At 55.0% G+C, this 23404-nt stretch carries 20 protein-coding genes and 1 tRNA gene; 10 read left to right on the forward strand and 11 right to left on the reverse strand.

Going from position 1 to position 23404, the window contains the following annotated elements; all coding sequences use genetic code 11:
- From FLS37_RS00005 to FLS37_RS00015, 3 genes are all read left to right on the forward strand, one after another.
- The coding region (locus FLS37_RS00005; protein WP_198314420.1) for a hypothetical protein at nucleotides 1–283 on the forward strand (283 nt) is incomplete at its 5' end.
- A 140-nt stretch (nucleotides 284–423) separates the two neighbouring features.
- Nucleotides 424–1020 (forward strand): response regulator transcription factor, encoded by a 597-nt coding sequence (locus FLS37_RS00010; protein ID WP_157313880.1) that lies wholly within the window; start codon nucleotides 424–426, stop codon nucleotides 1018–1020.
- Between the two features lie 96 nt (nucleotides 1021–1116).
- The gene (locus FLS37_RS00015; RefSeq protein ID WP_157313881.1) at nucleotides 1117–1896 is read left to right on the forward strand and encodes a GntR family transcriptional regulator; all 780 of its coding nucleotides are present in this window, start codon (nucleotides 1117–1119) and stop codon (nucleotides 1894–1896) included.
- Nucleotides 1897–1953: 57 nt separating this feature from the next.
- Here the strand turns inward: FLS37_RS00015 and FLS37_RS00020 are convergent, their stop codons facing one another.
- Nucleotides 1954–2466, reverse strand: coding sequence for a CinA family protein (locus FLS37_RS00020; protein WP_157313882.1), 513 nt, complete (start codon nucleotides 2464–2466; stop codon nucleotides 1954–1956).
- Nucleotides 2466–3062 carry an oligoribonuclease gene (gene orn / locus FLS37_RS00025; RefSeq protein WP_157313883.1) on the reverse strand — a complete coding sequence of 199 codons (597 nt, stop codon included), beginning with the start codon at nucleotides 3060–3062 and terminating at the stop codon, nucleotides 2466–2468. Before orn ends, FLS37_RS00020 begins: the two co-directional genes overlap by 1 nt.
- Nucleotides 3063–3110: 48 nt before the next feature.
- On the opposite strand from orn, the gene FLS37_RS00030 reads away from it, so the two are divergent.
- The 3 genes from FLS37_RS00030 (at nucleotide 3111) to rsgA (ending at nucleotide 5925) form a co-directional block, all read left to right on the forward strand.
- Nucleotides 3111–4361 (forward strand): M48 family metallopeptidase, encoded by a 1251-nt coding sequence (locus tag FLS37_RS00030; RefSeq protein ID WP_157313884.1) that lies wholly within the window; start codon nucleotides 3111–3113, stop codon nucleotides 4359–4361.
- Between the two features lie 345 nt (nucleotides 4362–4706).
- Complete coding sequence (locus FLS37_RS00035; protein WP_157313885.1) at nucleotides 4707–5021, forward strand: 4a-hydroxytetrahydrobiopterin dehydratase; 315 nt, start codon at nucleotides 4707–4709, stop codon at nucleotides 5019–5021.
- A gap of 19 nt (nucleotides 5022–5040) precedes the next feature.
- Nucleotides 5041–5925 (forward strand): ribosome small subunit-dependent GTPase A, encoded by an 885-nt coding sequence (rsgA, locus tag FLS37_RS00040; protein WP_157313886.1) that lies wholly within the window; start codon nucleotides 5041–5043, stop codon nucleotides 5923–5925.
- Between the two features lie 146 nt (nucleotides 5926–6071).
- On the opposite strand, the gene FLS37_RS00045 is transcribed toward rsgA, so the two are convergent.
- Nucleotides 6072–6626, reverse strand: a complete 555-nt coding sequence (locus FLS37_RS00045) for a DUF2062 domain-containing protein (protein ID WP_157313887.1) — start codon at nucleotides 6624–6626, stop codon at nucleotides 6072–6074.
- A gap of 150 nt (nucleotides 6627–6776) precedes the next feature.
- Between FLS37_RS00045 and FLS37_RS00050 the strand changes: the two genes are divergently transcribed.
- The gene (locus tag FLS37_RS00050) at nucleotides 6777–8990 is read left to right on the forward strand and encodes a bifunctional (p)ppGpp synthetase/guanosine-3',5'-bis(diphosphate) 3'-pyrophosphohydrolase (RefSeq protein WP_157313888.1); all 2214 of its coding nucleotides are present in this window, start codon (nucleotides 6777–6779) and stop codon (nucleotides 8988–8990) included.
- 194 nt (nucleotides 8991–9184) lie between these two features.
- Nucleotides 9185–11071, forward strand: coding sequence for a methyl-accepting chemotaxis protein (locus FLS37_RS00055; protein WP_157313889.1), 1887 nt, complete (start codon nucleotides 9185–9187; stop codon nucleotides 11069–11071).
- A gap of 101 nt (nucleotides 11072–11172) precedes the next feature.
- Here FLS37_RS00055 and pyk read toward each other — a convergent pair whose 3' ends face one another.
- Nucleotides 11173–12612: a pyruvate kinase gene (gene pyk, locus FLS37_RS00060; RefSeq protein WP_157313890.1), complete on the reverse strand. Its 1440-nt coding sequence runs from the start codon at nucleotides 12610–12612 to the stop codon at nucleotides 11173–11175.
- 267 nt (nucleotides 12613–12879) lie between these two features.
- On the opposite strand from pyk, the gene FLS37_RS00065 reads away from it, so the two are divergent.
- Nucleotides 12880–12955 (forward strand) — tRNA-Arg (locus FLS37_RS00065).
- Between the two features lie 294 nt (nucleotides 12956–13249).
- Nucleotides 13250–14452 (forward strand): ammonium transporter, encoded by a 1203-nt coding sequence (locus tag FLS37_RS00070; protein ID WP_157313891.1) that lies wholly within the window; start codon nucleotides 13250–13252, stop codon nucleotides 14450–14452.
- A 150-nt stretch (nucleotides 14453–14602) separates the two neighbouring features.
- On the opposite strand, the gene FLS37_RS00075 is transcribed toward FLS37_RS00070, so the two are convergent.
- The 7 genes from FLS37_RS00075 to FLS37_RS00105 all read right to left on the reverse strand — a co-directional run bounded on the left by FLS37_RS00075 (nucleotide 14603) and on the right by FLS37_RS00105 (nucleotide 23289).
- Nucleotides 14603–15040: a DUF411 domain-containing protein gene (locus tag FLS37_RS00075; protein WP_157313892.1), complete on the reverse strand. Its 438-nt coding sequence runs from the start codon at nucleotides 15038–15040 to the stop codon at nucleotides 14603–14605.
- A gap of 35 nt (nucleotides 15041–15075) precedes the next feature.
- Nucleotides 15076–16614, reverse strand: a complete 1539-nt coding sequence (locus tag FLS37_RS00080; RefSeq protein WP_157313893.1) for a multicopper oxidase family protein — start codon at nucleotides 16612–16614, stop codon at nucleotides 15076–15078.
- A gap of 239 nt (nucleotides 16615–16853) precedes the next feature.
- A complete protein-coding gene (locus FLS37_RS00085) occupies nucleotides 16854–17228 on the reverse strand; it encodes a hypothetical protein (protein WP_157313894.1) in 375 nt (124 codons plus the stop codon).
- A 107-nt stretch (nucleotides 17229–17335) separates the two neighbouring features.
- Nucleotides 17336–20446: an efflux RND transporter permease subunit gene (locus FLS37_RS00090; RefSeq protein ID WP_157313895.1), complete on the reverse strand. Its 3111-nt coding sequence runs from the start codon at nucleotides 20444–20446 to the stop codon at nucleotides 17336–17338.
- 10 nt (nucleotides 20447–20456) lie between these two features.
- Nucleotides 20457–21548: an efflux RND transporter periplasmic adaptor subunit gene (locus FLS37_RS00095; RefSeq protein WP_157313896.1), complete on the reverse strand. Its 1092-nt coding sequence runs from the start codon at nucleotides 21546–21548 to the stop codon at nucleotides 20457–20459.
- The gene (locus FLS37_RS00100) at nucleotides 21545–22060 is read right to left on the reverse strand and encodes a hypothetical protein (protein WP_157313897.1); all 516 of its coding nucleotides are present in this window, start codon (nucleotides 22058–22060) and stop codon (nucleotides 21545–21547) included. The genes FLS37_RS00095 and FLS37_RS00100 overlap by 4 nt, the downstream gene beginning before the upstream one ends.
- The gene (locus FLS37_RS00105) at nucleotides 22057–23289 is read right to left on the reverse strand and encodes a TolC family protein (RefSeq protein ID WP_157313898.1); all 1233 of its coding nucleotides are present in this window, start codon (nucleotides 23287–23289) and stop codon (nucleotides 22057–22059) included. The genes FLS37_RS00100 and FLS37_RS00105 overlap by 4 nt, the downstream gene beginning before the upstream one ends.
- Nucleotides 23290–23404 lie beyond the last annotated feature (115 nt).

The following is a 23404-nucleotide window of genomic DNA, read 5'->3' on the forward strand; positions in this document are numbered from 1 at the left end:
CCTGGCCCTCTACGCCGCCAGCTTTGAAGCCAGTGGCGGGCGCACCCGCGCCGACTGGGAAACCAAACGCCGCGCCCGCGTCGGCAAGGAAGGCAGCATCACGCTCAAACTGGACAACCCAAGCTGCAAGATGAGCGGCAAGGATCGCGGCGAAGTGACCTTCACGCAGCACTACAGCTCGAAAGACTACAGCGACACCGTACAGAAAACGCTGGAGCTGGTGCAAGAAGGCGGCAAATGGAAAATCAGCCGCGAACGCGTCACCAGCGGGCGTACCGAGTAATTACATCAACAAAGGTATTGCCATACAGGCCAATATGCAATTGGTCTGTATCCACATACCCTTGCTTGCTGCTGCGTCATTCAGATCAATTGAATTTAATGGCGCAGAGTGAGCGACTCGCATCTAAAAATGGAACACCGATGAGCCAGCCGATTTACCTGCTTAGCCAAGACGCTGGCCTGCTCAAACACTGGCAGGCCAGTTGGGGCGCCGATTGCGTCACCATAGAGCAAGCCTGCAACCCCCTGCCCGCCAACGCCATTCTGATACTCGATCTGGCGCACCCGCAATTAATGCAATGGGATAATGCACAGTGGTCGGCTCGCCTGAACTCGGCACTGGTCATCGCCGCCAGCACCAACCCCCGGGACGAAGAAGGTCATTATTTGCTGAGCGTGGGCGCGCGCGCCTATTGCCACGCGGCCGCCCCCGGCAAGTTGCTGGAACAGGTTTTGTCTGTGGTGGCAGCAGGAGAAATCTGGGCCGGCCGCAGCCTAGTGCAGCGCATTTTAAGCGCCATCAACCAATTGCCCGCCCAGAAACCGGTGCTCAGCGAATTGAGCGAACGCGAAAAAGAAACCGCCATCTATGCCGCCAAAGGCTACGCCAACAAGGAAATCGCCCGCGTACTGAATATTTCGGAGCGCACCGTCAAGGCGCATCTGACCAGCTGCTATGACAAACTGGGCATCAGCGACCGTGTTCACCTGACGCTGCGCGTGAATGGATTGAGCTAAACGCAGCGCACCATTCATCCGCTGCACGGATCATCGCCGGGCAGCCTCCGACTCGCGCTCGCCTATACTCGGCAAACAAGTCATGGGAGCGCAATCATGAACAGCATCAGCGAACAGGAGTTTATCGAATCTGCCCAGCTTGCCACACTGGATTTGTCCGATCTGGTGCCGCAAACTCATCTGCCACAATCCAATCTGATCCAGTTCTTTGACCGGCTCAGAAAGGCCGTTATCAATGGGCGCTGGCGACCTAATACTGCGCTACCCAGTATCGAAGAATTCGCTTACCTGACCAGCCTGCCCGCCGCACAAGTCCAGCTGGCATTGCGCCTGCTCAATAGTCAGCACTGGATACGCAAGGCCAGCGACGGGTTGTATTACATTACGCCCAGACTCGATCAGCCGGTTGGCAAGCTCAGCAGTTTTAGCGAAATGCTCAAAGAAAGAGGTTTTACACCCGCTTCAACCTGGATTGAACGGGTGATCACCGAGCCCAGCCTGGACGAACAATGGCGGCTTAAACTACATGCAGGCGAGCAAGTGGCCCGCTTACAAAGACTGAGGATTGCCGACGGAATCGTCATCGGCTACGAGGTGAGCGCGATTCCTGAGCGTTTTTTGCCCGATCCCCTTCAGGTGCAGGATTCGCTGTACGCTTACTTCCGGACCGCGCAGCTGGAGATTGCGATGGCGCGGGAGGAAATTGACGCCGATTATGCCGACGAAGACATGGCCAACTGGTGTAACTTTGACCCGCAACAACCGCTATTGCGGCTGACCCGGGTCAGCCATCTGGCCGATGAAACGCCACTGGAATTGAGCTATTCCTTCTTTCGCAGCGATTATTATCATTATGTTGTGCAGTACCGCGAATAAAACAGGCGAATCCCTGCCCGCAGAGCTCAAACACCAGTGGACTAATAACAGACCGTATTAAGCAGCTTCACGCAAAAAGGCGGCCAGCCTCTCTAATGCACGGTATACCGTTGCAGCCCTGATCTGTGAACGGTTGCCGGCAAATACCTGCTTCTCGGTGATAATACCAGCGGGCGTTGCCCACGCCAGCCAGACGGTGCCAACGGGCTTTTCAGCGCTTCCCCCGGTTGGACCAGCAATGCCCGACACGGCCAGCGCCCAGCGCGCGTTGGCGTTGGTCGCTGCGCCCTGCGCCATCGCCGCGACCACTGGCTCGCTCACCGCGCCAAGGCCATCAATAAACGCGGGAGGCACATCCAGCATGTCGGTTTTGGCGTGATTGGCGTAAGTAATATAGCCACGCTCAAACCACGCGCTAGAACCGGCGATTTCGGTAATCGCAGCGGCAATCAGGCCGCCGGTACACGACTCGGCCGTCGCCAGCGTTTCGCCACGAGCGAGTAGCAATTGGCCAATCTCGGTCGAGATAGAGTCGACTTCGGCCGAAAAAGGAGCAGGAAAGTCAGGCATTACGCGTCATCTTCTTCAGTCTGTAGCAGGGCAACGTCAACGCCTTCACCAGCCAGCTTGATAAAATGATCGCGATAAAACTTCAGCTCGTCGATCGACTCCAGAATATCGGCCAGCGCGGTATGCGCACCGCGTTTTTTAAATTGCTTGGCCACTTCGGGCTTCCAGCGCTTGCACAATTCCTTGAGCGTTGACACATCCAGATTGCGGTAATGGAACCAGCTTTCCAGCGTGGGCATGTATTTGACCAAAAAGCGTCGATCCTGATGCACCGAATTGCCGCACAGTGGCGAAACGCCTTTCGGGCAATACTGGCTGATAAATTCGATCACTTGTGCTTCGACTTCAGCTTCGGTCAAGGTTGAGGCTTTCACCTTGGCGGTCAGGCCGGAATTGCCATGCGTTTTGGTGCACCACTCATCCATTGCATCCATCACTGCGTCAGACTGATGCACCACCAGCGTCGGACCTTCGGCAATCAGGTTCAGGTGGCTATCTGTAATCACCACGGCTATTTCAATCACACGGTCGGTTTCTGGCTCCAGACCGGTCATTTCCATATCGATCCAGATGAGGTGGTTCTGGTCTTGTGGCATACTTGCTCGCTTGTATTCATAAAAAAATCTATTTTATCCCGCGATCCCATGACTGCCCACCAATTTTCCATCCTCTTTCTATTCGCACTGCTGACCAGCGTTTTGCTGCAATTGTGGCTGGCGATGCGCCATATCAATCATGTGCTGCGGCATCGCAAGGCAGTACCCAGCGAGTTTGCCGGGCAAATCAGCATTGAGGCGCATGGCCGCGCAGCGGCGTACACCATTGCCAAAACCCGCTTTGGCATGTTCAGTACCATTTTTGATGCGATGCTGCTGGCCGCATTTACCGTTGGTGGCGGGATCGAATGGCTATCGCAACTGACTGCTCCATGGTTTGATTCCGATATTGCCCAGGGCCTGGCGCTGATCACCGGCCTGGCCATCGTCAACACCATACTGAGCCTGCCTTTTTCGCTGATCTCGACTTTTGTCATCGAGGCGCGTTTTGGCTTTAACCAGATGACACCCAAATTGTTTATTGCCGATTTCATCAAATCGACCGCGATAGGCGCAATCATCGGCCTGCCTTTGCTGGCGGCGATTTTATGGCTGATGGCCCGTATGGGCGACAACTGGTGGCTGTATGTGTGGGTCACGTGGCTGGTTTTTTCGCTCACATTAATGTGGGTATTCCCGACTTTTATCGCACCACTATTTAATAAATTTGTCCCGCTGGAAGACGGCGTCATGAAAGAGCGCATCGTCGCGCTGCTTCAGCGTTGCGGCTTTACCAGTAATGGCCTCTTTGTGATGGACGGCAGCAAACGCTCCAGCCACGGCAACGCCTACTTCACCGGCCTTGGCAAATCCAAACGCATCGTCTTTTTTGATACCTTGCTCAAAACGCTGGCGCCGGCCGAAGTGGAAGCCGTGCTGGCGCACGAGCTGGGGCATTTCAAACATCGCCATATCGTCAAACGTATGATCTGGACATTTGCACTGATGCTCGGCCTGCTCTGGGTGCTGGGCGAGCTCAAATCACAGCTATGGTTTTATCAGGGGCTGGGCGTGAGCACCCCGAGTACCGCCGCCGCGCTGCTGCTGTTTTTCCTCACTCTGCCGGTATTTACTTTTATTTTTGCACCGATCAGCTCGATCACCTCGCGCAAGCATGAATACGAAGCCGACGCTTTTGCCGCTTCGCAATGTTCGGCGGAAGATCTGATTACCGCGCTGGTGAAACTGTATCGTGATAATGCTTCAACGCTGACGCCAGATCCACTGCACAGCATGTTTTACGATAGCCATCCGCCAGCGAGCTTACGCATCGCCGCTTTGCGCCGATTGAACAGCTAAATTGTCAGTTTCACTAGGGTCTGTTAACGTCTGGTTTGCGATCGCGCTGGAGCGATTTTCGTGGCAGATCAAGGCATTTCGTACGATGGTTCGTAATTTTGACCAGCCATTCGAGCACAGAATAGCGCCGAGATGCCGCGAAAAGCGCCCAGCCCTACGGGATTGGCTACTTTTGGCCTGACCCTGCGTTACAAGCCGCTGGCATAGAATGCTATGCGGCACGTCTTGTACCTTGGCTCAGGCCAAAATCAGCACAAACGCGATTCGTAAACCAAACGTCAACAGACCCTAAAAAACCATGCTAGAACTAGATTACATTTTAACCAGCACCAACGGGATGTAATCATGGCCTTGGCACAAGAAAACTGTATTGATAAAGCCCCCAAACTGGACGATGTGGCGGCGGAAATGCTCTCGACCGACCTGCAAGACTGGATTATGGTCAACGGCACTCTGGAAAAGACCTTCCGCTTTCGCAATTTTCACGAGACGATGAGTTTCGCCAATGCCGTTGCGTACATCGCGCACCAGCAAGACCATCATCCTTCGATAGACCTGACTTTTGGCCGCTGCAAGCTAACGTGGAATACCCATTCAGCCGGCGGCCTTTCCCGCAATGACTTCATCTGCGCTGCCCGGGTTGATCAACTCAAGGCGTAGACCAACCGATCAAGGCTTCATGACCGCTACCACCGCCCGCATTGTGACCAGCTACGGCAAAGTTTATATCGTTGAACTTGACGATGGCCGCCGCCTTTCCGCCTCGACGCGAGGTAAAAAAACCGATTATGCCTGCGGCGATTATGTCGCCATCGACGTACTGAACGCCGAGCAGGCGGTGATCAACAAGGCGCTGGAGCGTAAAACGCTGCTCTATCGCTCGGATCAATGGAAAAGCAAGCTGATCGCCGCCAATGTGACACAGATTATTATCGTCGTCGCGTCAGTACCGAGTTTTTCGGATGAGCTGATCGGCCGCGCGCTGCTCGCCGCAGCGGACGCCAATATCCGCGCGGTCATTTGCCTGAATAAATGCGATCTACCCGAAAGCGAGGCTGCGCGTGAGCGCCTGGCTTACTACAAGCAGTTTGATTACCCAGTGGTGGAAATTTCGGCCAAAGAAGATCTGAGCCCCTTGATGCCGTGGCTGGACGGCCAGATTTCGGTGCTCGTTGGCCAATCGGGCATGGGCAAATCGACGATCACCAATGCACTGATTCCCGAAGCCAATGCGCGGGTGAACGACATTTCGGTCGCGCTCGATTCGGGCAAGCACACGACAACGCACGCACAATTGTACAAACTGAACGAAACCGCTGAGCTGATTGACTCGCCCGGCCTGCAATCGTTTGGGCTAGCGCATATGCGCGCCGAATCGCTGCCGCACCTGATGGCCGATATGTCACCCCACGTCGGACAATGCCGCTTTAGCAATTGCCGCCATCGTCAGGAGCCCGGCTGCGCCATTCTCAGCGCCGTGGCCGCAGGCCAGATCGCTGCCAGCCGTCTGGAACTGATGCACCGCTTGCAGGACGAAATCCAATTGGCCAGCACGAATTACTGACGGGACGAGGTGTGAGGTGTGAGGTGTGAGGTGTGAGGTGTGAGGTGTGAGGTGTGAGGTGTGAGGTGTCTGCAGCATGGTTGAATATGGGTATACCAACGAAAGCGTTACTGATCAATACCCACATGAATATACCCTGTGCAGTATTAAATTTTGTTCCGCTGCGGTTTCGCTCTCTTGCGCACAGCCCAGTACACCCACAAGCGCCACAGCAATTGCACAAGCAGATAGCTGCCCGCAGCCAGCAAAAGCCCTAATAAGGGCAAGCCGATCAGCAGCGGCATTCCTAATGATTGAACCCACGCCCCCATCGCCGCAAGCCAATCGAAAAAGGCCAAATCCATCAGCGACGGAATTTGTGCCATGGTGGCGCTGCCATCCTGCCCTGTGACCCAGGAGCCAAGCAAAAAGGCCAGCCAGTAAATCGGCGCAATCGTCAATGGATTGGTATAGAAGGTCGCAAAAATAGCGACGGGTAAATTAACCCGAAACACCAGCGCCAGCACTGAGGCGGTAATCACCTGCAAAGGGCCGGGAATCAACCCGCCTATCATGCCTGCAGCCACGCCCCCGGCCACCGAGCGCCGGTTCAGGTGCCATAAATTGGGGTGCTCAAACCAGTGCGCAAACCGGCGCAAAAACCGGTTCTGATGCAACGTGTGCTGATCGGGCAGCCAGCGGCGCAATATTTTTTTCGGCATATGTAAATATTCATCATCAATAAGCTATGACAGACCTTTTATTTTGGGCAAAATTCACCACTGAACAAAATATGCTGAACGCACACTAATGATGGCTTGCCTCTGGGCAAGATCAACTCGGGCTTTCGCACACAGGACATCGCATTTTTTATGGTCGCAGTCACCCGCCCTCTTGCTCAATCCATTGCCGAAGCGGCCGACCCCGATCGCTGGCTTGCAGCCCTAGCCGAGCGCTATCCGCCCAATGAGATAGCGCGCCTGCGCGAGGCGCTGGACTGGATTGCCGAGGTCTACGGCAAAGCACTCAACCCCGATACCGATGAATCGCTGTTTCTGCACGCAGTGGCCAGTGCGTCCATCGTCGCCGATTTGCGCATGGACGCCAATGCGGTCATTGCAGCGTTGCTGTTCTGCACCCCGGATTTTGTTGAGAAATCAGCCGAGCAAACCGACAAGCGCTTTGGCCCTACCGTAGCCTCGCTGGTCGATGGCATCAGCAAAGTGCGCAAGCTGCGAGCGCTGGCCAAACCGGCAGCAGGCAAAGCCGATGATTACGCGCAGCAAGTCGAAGCGCAGCGCAAGATGCTATTGGCCATGGTCGAAGATATTCGCGCCGTACTGATCAAGCTGGCGTGGCGCACGCAAACCATGCACAGCATTGCCAAAATCAGCGAGGAGCGCCGCAGAAAAATCGCGCAGGAAACGCTAGACGTATTCGCGCCGCTGGCCAATCGCCTGGGTGTGTGGCAAATCAAATGGGAGCTGGAAGACCTCGGTTTCCGTTTCCTGCACACCGATACTTACAAAAAAATCGCCAAGCTACTCGACGAGCGCCGGGTTGATCGCGAACATTTTATCGCCGAAGTGCTTGGTACTTTGCGCGGCGAACTCGCCAAAGCCGGCGTAACGCATGTCGATTTGATGGGGCGTCCCAAGCATATCTACAGCATCTGGAAAAAGATGCAGAAGAAAAAGCTCGATTTTTCCGAGCTATACGACATCCGCGCCGTGCGCGTGCTGGTTGATGATGTAAAAGATTGCTATACGGTGCTCGGCATCGTGCATAATCTGTGGCAGCCGATTCCGGGCGAATTTGACGACTATATCGCACAGCCCAAGGGTAACTTCTACCGCAGCCTGCACACGGCGGTAATCGGCCCGCAGGATAAGGCCGTTGAAGTGCAAATCCGCACCTTCGATATGCACGATCACGCCGAATACGGCGTGGCGGCGCACTGGCGCTACAAGGAAGGCGGCCATGGTGATGCGCGCTATGAAGAGAAAATTGCCTGGTTGCGCCAGCTGCTCGACTGGCGCGATGACGTTGCCACCGACGACAAATTTACCGACGCGTTCAAAGCCGAATTATTCGAAGACACGATTTATGTGCTCACCCCGGCTGGCCGCGTCATTTCACTGCCCAAGGGCAGCACCCCGGTCGATTTTGCCTATCATCTGCACACTGATCTGGGGCATCGCTGCCGTGGGGCCAAAATCAATGGCCAGATCGTGCCGCTCAATACCGCGCTGGAAAACGGCCAGCGGATTGAAGTGCTGTCCTGCAAGGAAGGCGGCCCAAGCCTGGACTGGCTGCATCAGGGATACGTCAAAAGCCACCGCGCTGCGCAAAAAATCCGCCACTGGATACGCCAGCAAAATCTGGATGTCGCCATAGAGGCAGGCAAAAACCTGTACGAGAAAGAATCTGCACGTGCAGGCGCAGGCCAGCTAAATCAGGATCTGGTCGCCGAGCGGCTGGGCTACAAAACCATCGCCGAAGTGCATATTGCTCTGGGTCAGGGCGAGGTGAGCCTGCGTGAGCTCAATTTGGCCTTTAGCGATGCATTACGCCCGGTAGAAGTCGAAGCCCCTGAAACGCCGGAAGACTTTGTCCGCGCAGCACGGGCAACACAATACGGCGAGGGCATTCTGATCGAGGGTATCGACAAACTGATGACGATGCTCGCCAAGTGCTGCAAGCCCGTGCCGCCCGACGCAGTTATGGGGTATGTCACCAAGGGACGCGGTATTTCAATCCACCGCTGCGATTGCACGGCGCTCAAACGCCTGGCGGCAGAAGCGCCAGAGCGGCTGATTCGCGCCGACTGGGGTAATCTGGCCAAAAGCGGTCATGTGTTTGCCGTGGATATTCTGGTGGAGGCGGTTGAGCGCGCCAGCCTGTTGCGCGATCTGACCGACATCATGTCACGAGAAAAGATCAACGTCAGTGCGGCCAATATGCAAGTCCGCGATGGGCGCTCGCGGATTTCGTTCACCATTGAAATTCGTGATAACGAACAACTGCTGCGCATTTTCTCGCGTTTGCAGGAAGTTCCCGGCGTATTGCGTTGCAATCGTAATTAACAGCAAGAGCAAACCACGCAAAAACCACCAAATAACTGAATTTATAAACAAGAAAAACTTACACATAAAGATAAAAACCCCGATTGACAGCCGTTTCAACCCGGAAATAAGATTTATCCCTTTAGCAACTCGCATTTATGCCGATAGTAAGCTAATAATCTTATAACAAAATGTCTGTCCACACGGGGTGCACAATGTTTAATTCCTTACGCGCAAGGCTAATCGCTTTTATTGCTGTGCTCATTCTGGTTGTCACTTCAGTTCTGACAATCGGGGCATACACCAAAATGCGCGACGAAATGATTAATGTAGGATTGCGCAACGAAATTATCGGTATTGAAACCGGTTACAGCGTTATGCTGAGAAACTGGATGGCCGACAAGAAAATGATCGTTAGCGCCATCGCCACCGCGCTGGAAGGCGCTACCGACTTCACACCGGTGCTGCTGCAGGGATCAAAAAGTGCGCTTTTTGATTCAGCCTATCTAGGCACGCAGGACAAACAGATGATCGTCTCCCGTGATCTGGGCCTGCCGGAAGGCTACGATCCGACTTCGCGCCCGTGGTATCAACAGGCACAGAAAGAAAACAAAACCGTGATGACTGCGCCATATGTTGATGCAGGTACCAAACGGCTGATTATTTCTTTTGCGGCACCGGTGAAAAAGGATGGCGCTTTCTTTGGCGTAGTCGGCACCGATATTTTCCTTGATGACATCGTTAAAGACGTCCTGAATATCAAAATGACCGGTAACGGCTATGCCCTGCTGGTGGATAAAGCCGGGACGATTCTGGTGCACTCGGATCAGGCCAAAATCCTCAAACCCACCACTGATCTCAACCCCGACATTTCCGCAGCCAATCTGGCCAAGATTTCTGCCAGCCAGGATTTTCTGGATACCGAAATCAACGGCGAAGGCAAGTATGTCTACGCCAAAGCCATCGACGGCAGTGATGTCGTACTGATGATGGTGATCGACAAAGCCACCGCACTGGCCCCCTTAAACCAGCTGCTGTGGACCGCCATTGCCACACTGGTGGTGATTTTGCTGATTGTCATTCCGCTGGCCAGTGTGCTGGTGAACCGGATGATGGCCGGCTTGCTGAAAATCCGTAAAGGCATGGTTGAGATTGCTCAGGGTGAAGGCGATCTGACGCGTAAAATCCAGATTGATGGCGATGATGAAATTGCGCAAACCGCCAAAGCCTTCAACCAGTTCACCGATCGTCTGCGTACGATGTTCAGCGATTTGCGCAAAGAAACCGAAAACCTGACCGTTGGTGTGCAGCAAATCAATCAGGTGCTCAATACGCTATCTAATGATTCGCGCATTCTGTCAGACATGGCGGCCACAAACGCAGCGACGATTGAGGAAATCACCGTCAGCATCAGCCACATCGCCGATAATGCCGGTGAAGCCAACCACCTAGTAAACAATACCGGTGCACTATCGGCAGATTCGGCCAAAACCATGAACGAAGTGGCCAATGAAGTGGGCAAATCGGCCACCGAGGTGAGCGAGCTCTCTTCCCTGCTTGATCGACTCAATCAGCGCAGCCAGGACATTAGCGGCATTATTCAGGTGATCAAGGAAATTGCCGATCAGACCAATTTGCTGGCACTGAATGCCGCCATCGAAGCTGCGCGCGCTGGCGAGCAAGGCCGTGGCTTTGCCGTGGTGGCCGATGAAGTACGCAAGCTGGCTGAGCGCACTAGCTCGGCCACGCTGGAGATTACCGGCATGATCGATGGCATTCGCGGTGAAACCAATGCAGCAGTCCGTAATATGGAATCCACCCTGGGTGCAGTACAAAGTGGCGTGGCCTTGTCGAATAATGCGGCCAGCAAGATTGTCGATATTCGCCAGAACATGAGCCAGGTGATGGAGAAAATGAGCGAGATCGCGCACGCCACCAAAGAGCAGCAAGATGCGACCACGATGATGGCACAAAGCGCGGAAAACATTACCAATCAAATGCAACAATCAGATGCCGCCCTGCACCGCGCCAATGATTCGGTAGCCCAGCTCAACCATCTGGCCGGATTTTTGCGCGAGATGTTTGGACGTTTCAAAGTATAGAAAGGGTATATCCTTGTAGGTCAATCTGAAATTGGCCTACAGAGCAATACCCAACAAAAAGGCCGCAAAGCGGCCTTTTTGCTATTCGGAGTGACTCAATCTTATCGCTGCTTTTGTGATTCACCCGCCCGGACAATTTTCAGGCAGTTAGTGCCGCCCAGCATGCCGACCACATCACCGAAGGTAAACGCAATCAGATCGCCCTGCTGCACAATGCCCCGGCGCAACATTTCCAGCTCGGCACGTACCAGCAATGATTCGCGGTCCGTATTGTCGTGCGAGAGCATCACCGGCTCGACATCGCGGAACAAGGACAGGCGGCTATAAGTTTCTGCCTCCGGCGTCAGCGCATAAATCGGCACGCCCGAAATCACGCGCGACATCCACAATGCGGACGAACCTGACTGGGTTAAAGCCGCAATCACTTTGACATTCAGGTGATTCGAGGCAAACAGCGCAGCCATCGAAATGGTCTGGTCTACGCGGGTATATTCACCGTCGAGCAAAGCAGCATTGCTCACCTTATAATCTTGCGACTTTTCAGCCTCCAGACAAATTCTGGACATGGCCTCGACGGTTTCAACCGGGTACTGTCCTGCAGCTGTTTCGGCAGACAGCATGACGGCATCAGTGCCATCAAGTACAGCATTGGCCACGTCAGAAACTTCGGCGCGGGTAGGCACCGGGCTGGCAATCATCGACTCCATCATCTGCGTGGCCGTGATGGTTAACTTATTCATCCGGCGCGCGGCCTTGATCATGCGTTTTTGCAAGGCAGGCACCGCCGCATCACCGACTTCAACCGCCAGATCACCCCGCGCCACCATAATGCCATCGGATGCCTCAAGGATTTCGTCCAGATTGGCAATCGCCTCGGTGCGCTCGATTTTGGCTATCAGCAAGGCCTTGCTGCCCGCAGCGCGCAACAGGGTACGCGCCATATACATATCGGCAGCACTTTTTGGAAACGACACGGCAACATAATCGGCATGCAGTTTAGCCGCCACCTTGATGTCTTCCATATCCTTGCCCGTCAGCGCAGGCGCAGTGAGCCCCCCACCCTGCCGATTGATGCCTTTATTATTCGACAGCGTACCCCCCATCAGCACCGTGGTATGCACTTTGCTACCTTCAACCGCATCGACAATCAGCTGGATTTTGCCGTCATCGAGCAGCAGGATATTGCCGGCCTCAACATCATTGGGCAGCTCTTTGTAATCGAGCCCCACCGTATTCTGATCACCCAGCTCGCACGCTGCGTCAAGGATAAAGCGTGCACCTTTGACCAACTCGATCTTGTTCTTTTTAAATTTGCCAACGCGGATTTTCGGGCCTTGCAAATCCACCATAATCGCAATCGGTCGCCCCGCTTTTTTAGCCTGCTCGCGCACCATCGCCGCACGGTCAATATGATCCTGCGCCGAGCCATGCGAGAAATTGAGGCGAACCATATTGACCCCCGCCTCGACCAGACGCGCCAGCATGGCCGCATCGTTGGATGCCGGACCCAGAGTGGCAACAATTTTAGTGCTTCGTAGCATGAACAGCTCCTTTGATTGATTCGGCGGAAAATGCCCGAGATGCGCCAGCAAGATCAGCGCAGTACATCGCTTTATTGTGAACATATCTGGATCAACCGGTCTGAGCCTGATCAATTTAAGCTAAATTGCCGCGAATATCCGGCAGGGTGTGGCTAAAACAGCAACAGAGGATGGGCCAAACCAAGGAGCAGCCGCACGAGCGAAGCAGCCCGGAACCAAGATCGATAGACGCCGGGCCGCGAAAAACGTAGAATGCCGCTCGGTATTGTCCCCATAGCTCAACAGGATAGAGCACTTGCCTCCTAAGCGAAAGATCCCCGTTCGAGTCGGGGTGGGGATACCAGTTCAGCCTTGCAGTACGTCAAATTCACGGTGTTTTACGACGATTTGCTACAGACATCGTGATCACTTCACTACTCCTGCTTAAAGAATCCAACATCAACTGCCGCACAAATTACGCACCAACATAGTGCAAACATTTTGTGCATGACATCCTATCTGCACCACTAAATAGCACGCACTCCCCCCCACATTAGAAGCAAATACCTTGCTCACGCGGCAAACGCACCAGCTTTGCGCATTGGCATGCTCTTTGCTAGTTCTCGTGCCATAAAAACGATCACACACGAGAGCACACATGGACGCATTTCGCACCAGTACGGACGTACTGTTTATTTTATTGGGCGCCATTATGATTTTGGCGATGCACGCTGGCTTTGCTTTTCTGGAGCTGGGCACCGTGCGCAAAAAAAATCAGGTCAACGCGCTGGTTAAAATTCTGACCGACTTTGCTGTTTCGACGATTGCTTATTTCTTTATCGGCTATAGCGTCGCCTACGGCGTCAACCTGCTCGCGCCAGTGAGTGAGCTCAATCTCGCCAGCGGCTATGGCATGGTGAAGTTCTTCTTTCTGGTGACTTTTGCCGCGGCCATTCCGGCTATTGTTTCGGGGGGGATTGCCGAGCGCGCCAAGTTTCACCCGCAAACTGCGGCGACTTTTATTCTGGTCGGTCTGGTTTATCCCTTCTTCGAGGGCATGATCTGGAATAATAATTTTGGCGTGCAGGATTGGATGAAAGCGAGCTTTGGCGCAACCTTCCATGATTTTGCTGGCTCGGTCGTTGTCCACGCTGTCGGCGGCTGGATAGGTCTGGCTGCCGTGCTCCATCTTGGTGCGCGCCGTGGCCGCTATAGCAAGGAAGGCCGCATCGCCGCGCATCCGCCGTCGAGCATTCCATTTCTGGCGCTTGGCGCCTGGATTCTGATCGTCGGCTGGTTCGGTTTTAACGTGATGAGCGCGCAAAAAATCGAAGGCATTTCGGGTCTGGTCGCAATGAATTCGCTGATGGCGATGGTCGGCGGCACGCTCGTCGCCACTTTTACTGGCAAGAACGACCCCGGCTTTATCCATAACGGCCCGCTCGCCGGTCTGGTCGCCGTTTGCGCCGGGTCGGACATTATGCATCCACTGGGCGCGCTGATCGTCGGTGGCGCAGCGGGTGGCATGTTTGTTTATCTATTCACGATTACGCAGAACAAATGGAAAATCGACGACGTGCTCGGCGTCTGGCCGCTGCATGGTATTTGCGGCGCATGGGGGGGTATTGCAGCCGGTATCTTTGGTAGCGAGGCCTTAGGCGGTATGGGTGGGGTAAGTATACTCGCGCAAATCGTCGGTACGCTGATGGGCATTGTGATCGCCTTTGTCGGCGGCTACATCGTCTACGGCGTATTGAAGAAAACCGTCGGGATTCGATTGAGCGATGAAGAAGAATTCAACGGTGCAGATTTAAGCATCCACCAGATTTCCGCCAGCCCCGAGCGCGAAACCAACTGGTAATTCGCCCAAGCATTAAAAAAGCCGGCTTCGTCAGAAGACCGGCTTTTTTACCGCAGGCGGCGACAAAAGAGTTGCCGCCTGCTTATGACATCCACTGTACCGGGTTTGCGCTCAAATCAGAGCAAGTGCAATCGAGCGGCAAGCGATCTGTCACTCGACTGAAAACACTCGTTTTTGCCGATCCTGACTCAGTGCGTAGACCGTGAGCGTTCCCTTGATTTCGGGTCCCATGCCAGGCGAATTGGCCGGCATGCCCGGTACGGTAATGCCGACAATATCGGGTTTTTGCTTGAGCATTTTCTGGATTGCCGCCACCGGCACATGGCCTTCTACCGTGTAGCTGCGGCCATTGCTGGCTTTGATTTGCATCGTGTGGCAGCTGGCCATTTTGTCCGAGCCCAATTGCTTTTTAATCGTGCTCATATCGTTTGACACAATCGCGTTCACTTTAAAACCATTGGCGTTCAGATATTTCACATACTCATCGCAGCAGCCGCAGTACGGGTCTTTGTACAGCGTTGCGGCCACGCCCGCCCAGCTTGGTGCGGCGAGTAAACTAATCAGTAAAGCAGGTACCATTTTATTCATTGATATTCTCCAAAATTCATTTTCTGATCACAGCCTTATTTGACAAGCACTTGCGCCATCATGCCCTGCCCTTCGTGCTCCAGAATATGGCAGTGGAACATGCGCAAGCCCTTGTCGTGCTGAACCATTTTGATGCGCACGGTTTCATACGGGCGCAAATTAATCGTGTCGTGCAGCGCGCGGTATTTCGCGTTTTGGCGCTTGCCGTCCAGCTTTGCATCAAGCACCAAAAACTGCGTGCCGTGGATATGGAATGGGTGATCCATGTGCGAGTTATTAAAGATTTCCCAAATCTCAACTTCATTGAGTTTGCTGGTCATATCGATACGATCCATGTCGTACACCTTGCCGTTCACCAGAAATTCCATCGTGTGAACGCCATTCTCCATGCTCATCGTTTCGCTAAACTCAACCTTTTTCAGCGCTGTGGCGCGACCCAAATCGTTGATCTTGCGTAGCTGCGCCGGAATTGCGGGCACATCACCGGCGGTGAACACAAGTTGCGCCAAGACGCGATCAACTTCGGGCTCGAGATTGCCCATTTTTTCGCGGTTATACGCCAAGGCTTTCAGCGCCAACTGCGCCGCTTTACCATCACCGACCAGCACTTCAATTCTTTGCCCCGGCACCAGCAAAATCTGCTCGTGTACGACCGGTTTTTCCAGCAAACCGCCGTCGGTACCGACCAAAGTCAGCTTTTGCCCAGGAATCGCCAATTGCAAATACCGCGCGCTGCACGCATTCCAGATGCGCAGACGTTGGCGGCCCGCGATCGTCACCACGGGCTCGCGCTGGCCATTGACCAGCACAAACTGCCCTTCGCGGCCATTCATCCAGTCGTTGGCGGTGTTATCGGGGATCAAAGCTTGCGCATCGAGTTTTAAATCTGAAATCACCAGATGCTGCTCGGCAAACGCGCGTAGCGGATCATTCTTGCTGCGCACAATAAACAGCCCTGCTAAGCCACGATAAACCTGTTCGGGCGTGTCGCCGTGCGGATGCGGGTGGTACCAGTAGGTGCCAGCGCTGTCTTTCGGCAATTTAAAGCGATAGACGCGCTCAGCGCCCGCGGGTACGGCGTCTTGCGGGTTACCGTCTTCTTCCGGCGGCACCGGCAGTCCGTGCCAGTGTATCGTCGACGCTTGCGTTAGTTTGTTCACAAAGCGAATCGCCACTTCGTCGCCTTCAAACGCCTCGATCAATGGGCCGGGCACTTGGCCGTTGTACAACCACATTGGCGTTTGCTGGCCTGCAACCAGCTCAACTTGGTGCTCAGCCGCGGTCAGCGTTGCTTCAAAGCGATTTGCTGCGGTGGCCGTATTGGCCAATTTCGATAGAGCCACGTGCGCGCGTCCGGCGGCTAAGGCCGTCACCGGCAGCAAAGGCATGTCGGGCACGGTTTTTAATGTCATTGCGCCAGCGCCATGTGACGCACCCCCAGCCGAACCATGGCCGGAATGATCCATCGAGCCATGTGCGGAGTGATCCATAGCTGCCGCCCACGCCGCATTAAGCGAAAAGTAGCCGAGCGCACCAGCGCCGATCGACGTAGTTAAAAATTGTCGTCTATCCATTTCAAACTCCCTCATCTGGACGAGCCATGCGCCACTCGCGCTCATGCACACAGCCTATGTGTGATCGTATTCGGCTCAATATAGCCAGACTGCGATTTCGACGCAGCCAGCGATTAATCTGTTAAGCACGAAATAAAGCCAAGCATCGTACTTTTTGCGCCATGATTTTAAGGGCCATAAGGGGTATTGCTATGCGAACAAATACACAATTAGCATGCAAAACAATACCCCAAGGGTAATTATTTCAATTCAAAGCGAAATTGCTCAGTGGCTTTGCCCGGCAAAGTCACTTTTAGCAAAGCCTTAGTGCCGGCAACAGCTTTGTATTTGCCTTGCGCCATAAATGAATTGGCGCCCGATGGCATAAATTTCACCTCTTGCTTTTCGGTGCCATTGAGCAAGGTCAGCTCGGCCACTGCGCCTTTGGTCGCAATCGCTTCGTTGCTATGAGTCGTTAAGTAGGCCATCAGCATATTGCCGGCGGTGCTCAATTCAGCGCGCGTGCCTGATTTGGCCTCGCTCATCACGCCGCCATGAGCTGGCGTCATCGTGCCATCGGCCATGCTCAGCGCAGAAGCCAAAGAAAAGCTCAAAGCAATCATCATCTTTTTCATACTATTTCCTTTCTAAGTGTTAAACCAACACGGCCCACACGGTCTGACTAGCGCAGCTCGTGCGAGCCCTGTTGGCAAGAACCTGCGACATTCGGCGCAGGATTGGGTTAAAAAACGGTGTCTGCATCTTGCGTCAGTAAGCGCTGCAACGGTTTTTCGCCGTACAGCCAGAACATCAGCGGCGTCAGCAGCGTATCGAGCAAGGTCGAGCTAATCAGCCCGCCAAAAATCACTACCGCCACCGGGTGCAAAATCTCTTTACCCGGCGCATCTGCAGCAAATAGCAAGGGCGTTAGCGCCAAGGCGGCAGTTAAGGCGGTCATCAATACCGGCGTTAGGCGCTCGAGTGAGCCGCGCACAATCATCGCCTTGCTGAACGTTTCGCCCTCAAACTTGCACAAATTGATGTAGTGGCTGACCTTCAAAATGCCGTTGCGTGTCGCGATACCGGTTAGCGTAATAAAGCCGACCATCGAGGCGACCGACAGCGTAATACCCGCCAGCCACATCGCCGCGATACTGCCGATCAGCGCCATCGGGATATTGGCCATAATCATCGTTGCGAGTACGCCCGATTGATAACGCGTGTACAGCACCATAAAAATCAGCGCCAAGGACACGACCGACAGCAAGGCGATCAAACGCGTGGCGTCTTCCTGCGCTTGAAATTGCCCCTCAAGGCTAACGAAATAGCCTTCTGGCATCTGGTTTTCGGCTATCACCGTGCGCATTTTGGCGATCACCTGCGCCATATCGCTGCCATCGGTATTGGCCGAAATCACAATGCGGCGGCGGCCATTTTCGCGGCCGATTTGATTGGGGCCGTCGCCCTCTTCAATCGTCGCCACTTGCGACAGCGGCACTTTGCCGTGCGGCGTGTCGATCAAAATATTGGCCAAACCGGCGGCATCGCGCGCCGCATCGGGCAGGCGTATCACCAAGTTAAAGCGTTTATTTTGGTCGACAACTTGCGCCACCGTATCGCCCTCGCTCAGCGCCTCCAGCGTGCTGAGCAAAGTGCCGGGCGCAACGCCCAACTGCGCGGCGCGGTCATAATCGATTTGCACCTTCAGTTGCGGGATCAAGACCTGCTTCTCGATTTGCAAATCGGTCAACCCTGGCACGCCAGCTAATTTCTGCTGCAGGCCCGCCGCTTGCGCACGCAAGGTATCAAGATCATCGCCGTAAATCTTCAAGGCGATTTGCGCGCGCACGCCGGACAATAGGTGATCGAGTCGGTGCGAAATTGGTTGGCCCAACATCACCGTTGCTGGCAATCCAGCCAGACTTTGGCGAATATCGGCCAGCACTTGTTCGCGCGGGCGATCGGATGGTTTTAGGTCGATATCAAGCTCGCTGGTGTGAACGCCTTCAGCGTGCTCGTCAAGCTCGGCGCGGCCGGTACGACGACCAACGCTTTCGACTTCCGGCACTTGCTGCACCAAAGTCTCGGCCAATTGACCAATGCGATTCGATTCCGCCAACGAGGTGCCGGGGTTCAATAGCATGCTCACCAGCAACGTGCCTTCGTTAAACGCGGGCAAAAAAGCGCGCGGCAAAAATGGCATGCTCGCCATTGCCACCAGTAGCAACAACGTGCTCGCCGCCAGTAGCGATTTGGCGCGATCGAAGGTGCCTTCCAGCAAGCGTTGATCGTGGCGTTTCAGCCATTGCACCAACTTGGAATCGCCGTGCTCGATTTGCTTCATTTTTGGCAGTAAGAAGTAGCACATCACTGGCGTCACGGTCAGCGCGACCAGCAAGCTGGCCAAAATCGACGTGATGTAGGCCACGCCCAGCGGCACAAACAAACGCCCTTCCATGCCGGGCAAGGCAAACAGCGGCACGAAGACCAGCACGACGACCATCGTCGCGACCACCACGCCCGAGCGCACTTCATTACACGCGCTGGCGATGATTTTGATCGCCTCGATTTTGCCTTGCGGTTTTTTCTCTTTAAGCCGGCGCAGCACGTTTTCAACGTCCACCAGCGCGTCGTCAACCAACTCGCCAATCGCAATCGCCAAACCGCCCAAGGTCATCACATTGACCGAAAGCCCAAGCGCTTGGAAAATCAAAAACGTCAGCCCCAAAGACAGCGGAATCGCGGTCAGCGAAATAATCGTCGTGCGCGTGTTCATCAAGAACAGGAACAAAATCACCGCGACCATAATCGCGCCGTCGCGCAAAGCTTCCTCGACGTTATTGACCGAGGCTTCAATAAAATCGGCTTGGCGGAACGAGACTTGCGGCTGGCTCACGCCGGCAGGCAGCGCTTTGCTCAAGCTGGCGAGCGCGTTTTCGACTTCGCGCGTCACTTTGACCGAGTCGGCTGTTGGCTGTTTTTGCACGCCAATAATCACCGCCGCTTGGCCGTTAAAGCCAGCGTCGCCGCGTTTGAACGCCGGTGCGAATTTCACTTCCGCCACTTGCTTGAGCAGCACTGGCTGACCGTTGACGACTTTCACCGCCAGATTTTGCATATCGGCCAGCCGCGTGGTGCGGCCCATATTGCGGATCAGATATTCGCGCGCGTTTTGCTCTAAATACCCACCGCTGGTATTGCTTGCAAAGCCATTGAGCGCATTCTCAATATCCTCATACCCAACGGTTAATTGCGCCATCCGCGCCGAATCGGGCTCAACGCGAAATTGCCGTACTTCGCCACCAATCGGAATCACCTGCGCCACGCCGGGAATCGACAATAGACGAGGGCGCAGCACGAAATCGACGTATTCGCGCACCGCCATACCCTGTTGGGGATTCGCTGAGTTGTTCACAATCGGAAACGCGATCAACATAATTTCGCCCATCACCGACGAAATCGGGCCCATTTTCGGGCTAATGTCGGCCGGCAATTGCTCTTTCACTTCGGCGAGCCGCTCGGCAACCAATTGCCGATTGCGATAAATATCCGAGCCCCAAGCAAATTCGGCGTACACAATCGACAACCCAACGCCTGACACCGAGCGCACGCGCGTCACGCCCGGCATGCCGTTGAGCGAAGTTTCGAGCGGAAAGCTGATCAATTGCTCGACTTCTTCCGGTGCCATCCCGCCCGCCTCGGTCATGATCGTGACCGTGGGTTTGTTCAGGTCCGGAAACACATCGACCGGCATTTTGCTGGCGGTATAGCCGCCATACACCATCATAATCACCGCGATGGCGAGGACGAACAGCCGGTTTTTTAAACTGGCATTGACGATCCAACTAAACATCGCAGCCCCCTTAACGAATCTGATTAATCAGGTTTGCGCCCTCAACCACCACGCGCGCGCCCTCTTTCAGCGACGGCACCAGCACCGTTTTGCCATCGAGCGGCATAGGCTGCACTGGCTGCGCGCGCAATACTTGCGCTTGCTCCAAAATCCACACCACGCTTTGATTGCTGGCGTTTTTCACCACCGCACTGGCGGGTAAAACACCGCCTTTCACTTGCTCACGCGTGCCGACCGCCACTTTAACCACTTGGCCTAAAGCCAATGGCATCGCCTCACTCGGGGCAAATAGCAAGGGCAAAGCGCCGTCGCGCAAGGCGCTCGCGCCGCCTAAATATTTCAGCTTCACGCCATTGAAAGCAGCGCTGTCGATCTGACTAATCAAGGCCGGATCAAAGGCGGTGGCTTCGATTAAAAAGCCTTTGGGATCAACGATTTCAAACAGCACCGTCGCTGGGTCAATCACCTGACCGTTCACCACATTGCTTGAGGCCAACACGCCATCGACGCTGGCGCGTAATACTTCACCGCTGCTGGCTTGCGACAGCGCGCCGGTACGAGCGCGCAAGGCGCTTACTTGCGCTTGTGCAGCTTCAATGTCTTTGCGCGCCACCGAGCCTTCCAAATCGCGCAGACGATTTAGGCTTTGCTCGGCTTGCTTTAAATTGGCTTGCGCCTCGGCCAAATCGGCGCGCTGTTGCGCGAGTTCAAACGCGCTTTGCGCCGGTTGAATCACCGCCAAAACCTGGCCTTTTTTCACTTTGCTACCCAATAGCGGCAAACCTGCGCTCGGCGCGCTGATGCGCCCGGCGCTACTGGCTTGCACGCGGGCGCTGCGGTTCGGGTCCATCACCACATGGCCGTTGAGTTCTATGGTTTTGGCTGCGGCGGTGGTTTTGGCCAATTGCGTGATCACGCCCAATTGAAACTGCGTGGCTTTAGGCACATACACCCGGCCATCGGGTAAGCGTTGTGGTTTATTCAGGCTGGGGGCGACAGCGGCTTTCGGTGCGTCTTGGCTGTGGTCTTCGCCTTCGTGCGCAAAGCTGCTCACCATCGCCAGAGCCAGACTTAAACTTAAAATAATGCGATTTAATTTCATGCTTGATTACCCCCACGACGGCGCACGTACACGCCTGCCAGTAGCAACAGCGCTGCCGCGCCTGCGCCCCAAATCCAATTTTTCTGCTCAGTTACAACGGTTGCGGTGGCCACGTCTGAAGCAACGCTTAAGCTGGCGTCGAGTAAATCGGCTTGCTCGCCAGCGACCACGGTAATCGCCAGCGCATGTTCGCCGACTTTGGCCAATGGCGCGGCACTGACTTGATACACGCCTGAGGCGATCGGTTTGAGCTTGGCTTTGAACGCGCCGCTTTCCACTTCCAATTGCGCCTCGCTCACTGGGCGATTGTCGGCATAGCGGTTGAGATAAATCGTGAGCTGCTCGCCTTGCATCGTGGCCAGCACTTCAAAATCACTGCTGGCGCTTTCCGCACTCGCACCGGCTTGAAGGACAGGTTCAGGATGCGGCGCTGCGCCGTGGTCTTCATCACCGTGTGCCCAAGATACAGCACTGAGTATCAGGCCACAGATCAATACAGAAATACGCTTCATGGCAATACCCCTAGTGTTTGTAAATAGCGAGAGTGGGCAAGTCCGAGTTCAAGCTCGGCCCGCTGGGCGGCAAAACTGCGTTCGAGAAATGCCGTTTGAGCCATCAGGTACGCGCTCAAACTGGTTTGCCCAGCGCGATAGCTGCGCTGCTGCCAGTTCCAGGCCTGATTGGCAAATTGCAGGTTTTTTCGCTGGAACTCCACGTTTTGCTTCGCCAGCTCAAGCGCCTGAGTGGCCGCTTGCTGCTGCGCGCCAATTTGCCGCTCAGCGCGCTGTGCGCCAGTTTGCGCAGTAATTAGCTCAAGATTGGCGCTGCTGATTCGCGCCTGCGTACGACCATCGCTGCCAAAGGGAATACGCAGGGAAATCCGGCCCCGATTTTGATACGCCTCAGCCACATCGCCGCGCTCGCGCGTCAGGCTGAACGCCAGCTCCGGCGTATCGCGCGTATCAAATTGTGCCTGCGCCAGCTGCGATTGCGCCAAGCGCGCCTGCGCCTGCCATAGCAGCCGCTGCGGATGCCCAACGCGGCTTACCTCGGCATTGGGAGTGAAGGTTTCTGCCTTGTCAGCGACTAAGGTTTCTGCCCTGTCGGGCAAGGGCGTTTGCTCGCCAACCAAAGCCTGAAAGTGCTGCACGCTGGCGCCTGCCTGCTGTGTGCGCTCAGCCAGTTGCAGCTGCGCTTCAAGCAGAGCCTGATTGGCCAGATTATGATCCAGCGGAGCGACTTCGCCGGCTTTGAGCTGACGTGCCAAGTCATCAACGGTTTTTTGCAAGAGAATGACTTTCTGCTGCGCCAATGCCTGCTCGTGCTGTGCAATGCGCGCAGCCCAGACGGCTTCGCGCACCGCGCCTGCCAATTCCCAGCGTGCCAGCAACAGCTGGCTCTGCTCTGCATCACCGGCATGCTGCAATTGCGCCTGCAGCCGTTCTTTTTGCCCCCACTGCCACAATGGAATGCCCAGCTCGACTTCATATTCGCGCGCGCCCTGTTTGGGCAACAGTTGCTGATCCAGTGAGTTGGCGGCCGAAATGGTCAGCGAGGGCGGCTCGGGCGTCAGTGCCCTGGCGTTGCGCAGCGTATTATCCGTCTTGCCCTGTTGCGCTGCGAGAATGAGTGCGTCGCTGGCGCTGGCCAGCTCAAACGCCTCCCTGATACTGCCCGCCTGAACGGGCAGCGCAATAAATACGCAACATGCCACGCATGTGCGAAATCGCATTGATTGCATAAAAATGCACCTATTTTCATTTCCAGAAAATCAGACCCGCAGGTCTGCTGATTTTGGATTTGAGGCGCAATAGCCGATTGAAAACTCCGTCTACCACCGGCGAGCAATAAGTCAT

It is taken from the genome of Chitinibacter sp. GC72 (assembly GCF_009760905.1).
GTDB lineage: Bacteria > Pseudomonadota > Gammaproteobacteria > Burkholderiales > Chitinibacteraceae > Chitinibacter.

Excerpts from the sequence above, each read along its gene's own strand:
- FLS37_RS00010 (WP_157313880.1), top strand. The coding sequence starts at position 424 with ATGAGCCAGCCGATTTACCTGCTTAGCCAAGACGCTGGCCTGCTCAAA.
- FLS37_RS00015 (WP_157313881.1), top strand. The coding sequence starts at position 1,117 with ATGAACAGCATCAGCGAACAGGAGTTTATCGAATCTGCCCAGCTTGCC.
- FLS37_RS00020 (WP_157313882.1), bottom strand. The coding sequence starts at position 2,466 with ATGCCTGACTTTCCTGCTCCTTTTTCGGCCGAAGTCGACTCTATCTCG.
- orn (WP_157313883.1), bottom strand. The coding sequence starts at position 3,062 with ATGCCACAAGACCAGAACCACCTCATCTGGATCGATATGGAAATGACC.
- FLS37_RS00030 (WP_157313884.1), top strand. The coding sequence starts at position 3,111 with ATGACTGCCCACCAATTTTCCATCCTCTTTCTATTCGCACTGCTGACC.
- FLS37_RS00035 (WP_157313885.1), top strand. The coding sequence starts at position 4,707 with ATGGCCTTGGCACAAGAAAACTGTATTGATAAAGCCCCCAAACTGGAC.
- rsgA (WP_157313886.1), top strand. The coding sequence starts at position 5,041 with ATGACCGCTACCACCGCCCGCATTGTGACCAGCTACGGCAAAGTTTAT.
- FLS37_RS00045 (WP_157313887.1), bottom strand. The coding sequence starts at position 6,626 with ATGCCGAAAAAAATATTGCGCCGCTGGCTGCCCGATCAGCACACGTTG.
- FLS37_RS00050 (WP_157313888.1), top strand. The coding sequence starts at position 6,777 with ATGGTCGCAGTCACCCGCCCTCTTGCTCAATCCATTGCCGAAGCGGCC.
- FLS37_RS00055 (WP_157313889.1), top strand. The coding sequence starts at position 9,185 with ATGTTTAATTCCTTACGCGCAAGGCTAATCGCTTTTATTGCTGTGCTC.
- pyk (WP_157313890.1), bottom strand. The coding sequence starts at position 12,612 with ATGCTACGAAGCACTAAAATTGTTGCCACTCTGGGTCCGGCATCCAAC.
- FLS37_RS00070 (WP_157313891.1), top strand. The coding sequence starts at position 13,250 with ATGGACGCATTTCGCACCAGTACGGACGTACTGTTTATTTTATTGGGC.
- FLS37_RS00075 (WP_157313892.1), bottom strand. The coding sequence starts at position 15,040 with ATGAATAAAATGGTACCTGCTTTACTGATTAGTTTACTCGCCGCACCA.
- FLS37_RS00080 (WP_157313893.1), bottom strand. The coding sequence starts at position 16,614 with ATGGATAGACGACAATTTTTAACTACGTCGATCGGCGCTGGTGCGCTC.
- FLS37_RS00085 (WP_157313894.1), bottom strand. The coding sequence starts at position 17,228 with ATGAAAAAGATGATGATTGCTTTGAGCTTTTCTTTGGCTTCTGCGCTG.
- FLS37_RS00090 (WP_157313895.1), bottom strand. The coding sequence starts at position 20,446 with ATGTTTAGTTGGATCGTCAATGCCAGTTTAAAAAACCGGCTGTTCGTC.
- FLS37_RS00095 (WP_157313896.1), bottom strand. The coding sequence starts at position 21,548 with ATGAAATTAAATCGCATTATTTTAAGTTTAAGTCTGGCTCTGGCGATG.
- FLS37_RS00100 (WP_157313897.1), bottom strand. The coding sequence starts at position 22,060 with ATGAAGCGTATTTCTGTATTGATCTGTGGCCTGATACTCAGTGCTGTA.
- FLS37_RS00105 (WP_157313898.1), bottom strand. The coding sequence starts at position 23,289 with ATGCAATCAATGCGATTTCGCACATGCGTGGCATGTTGCGTATTTATT.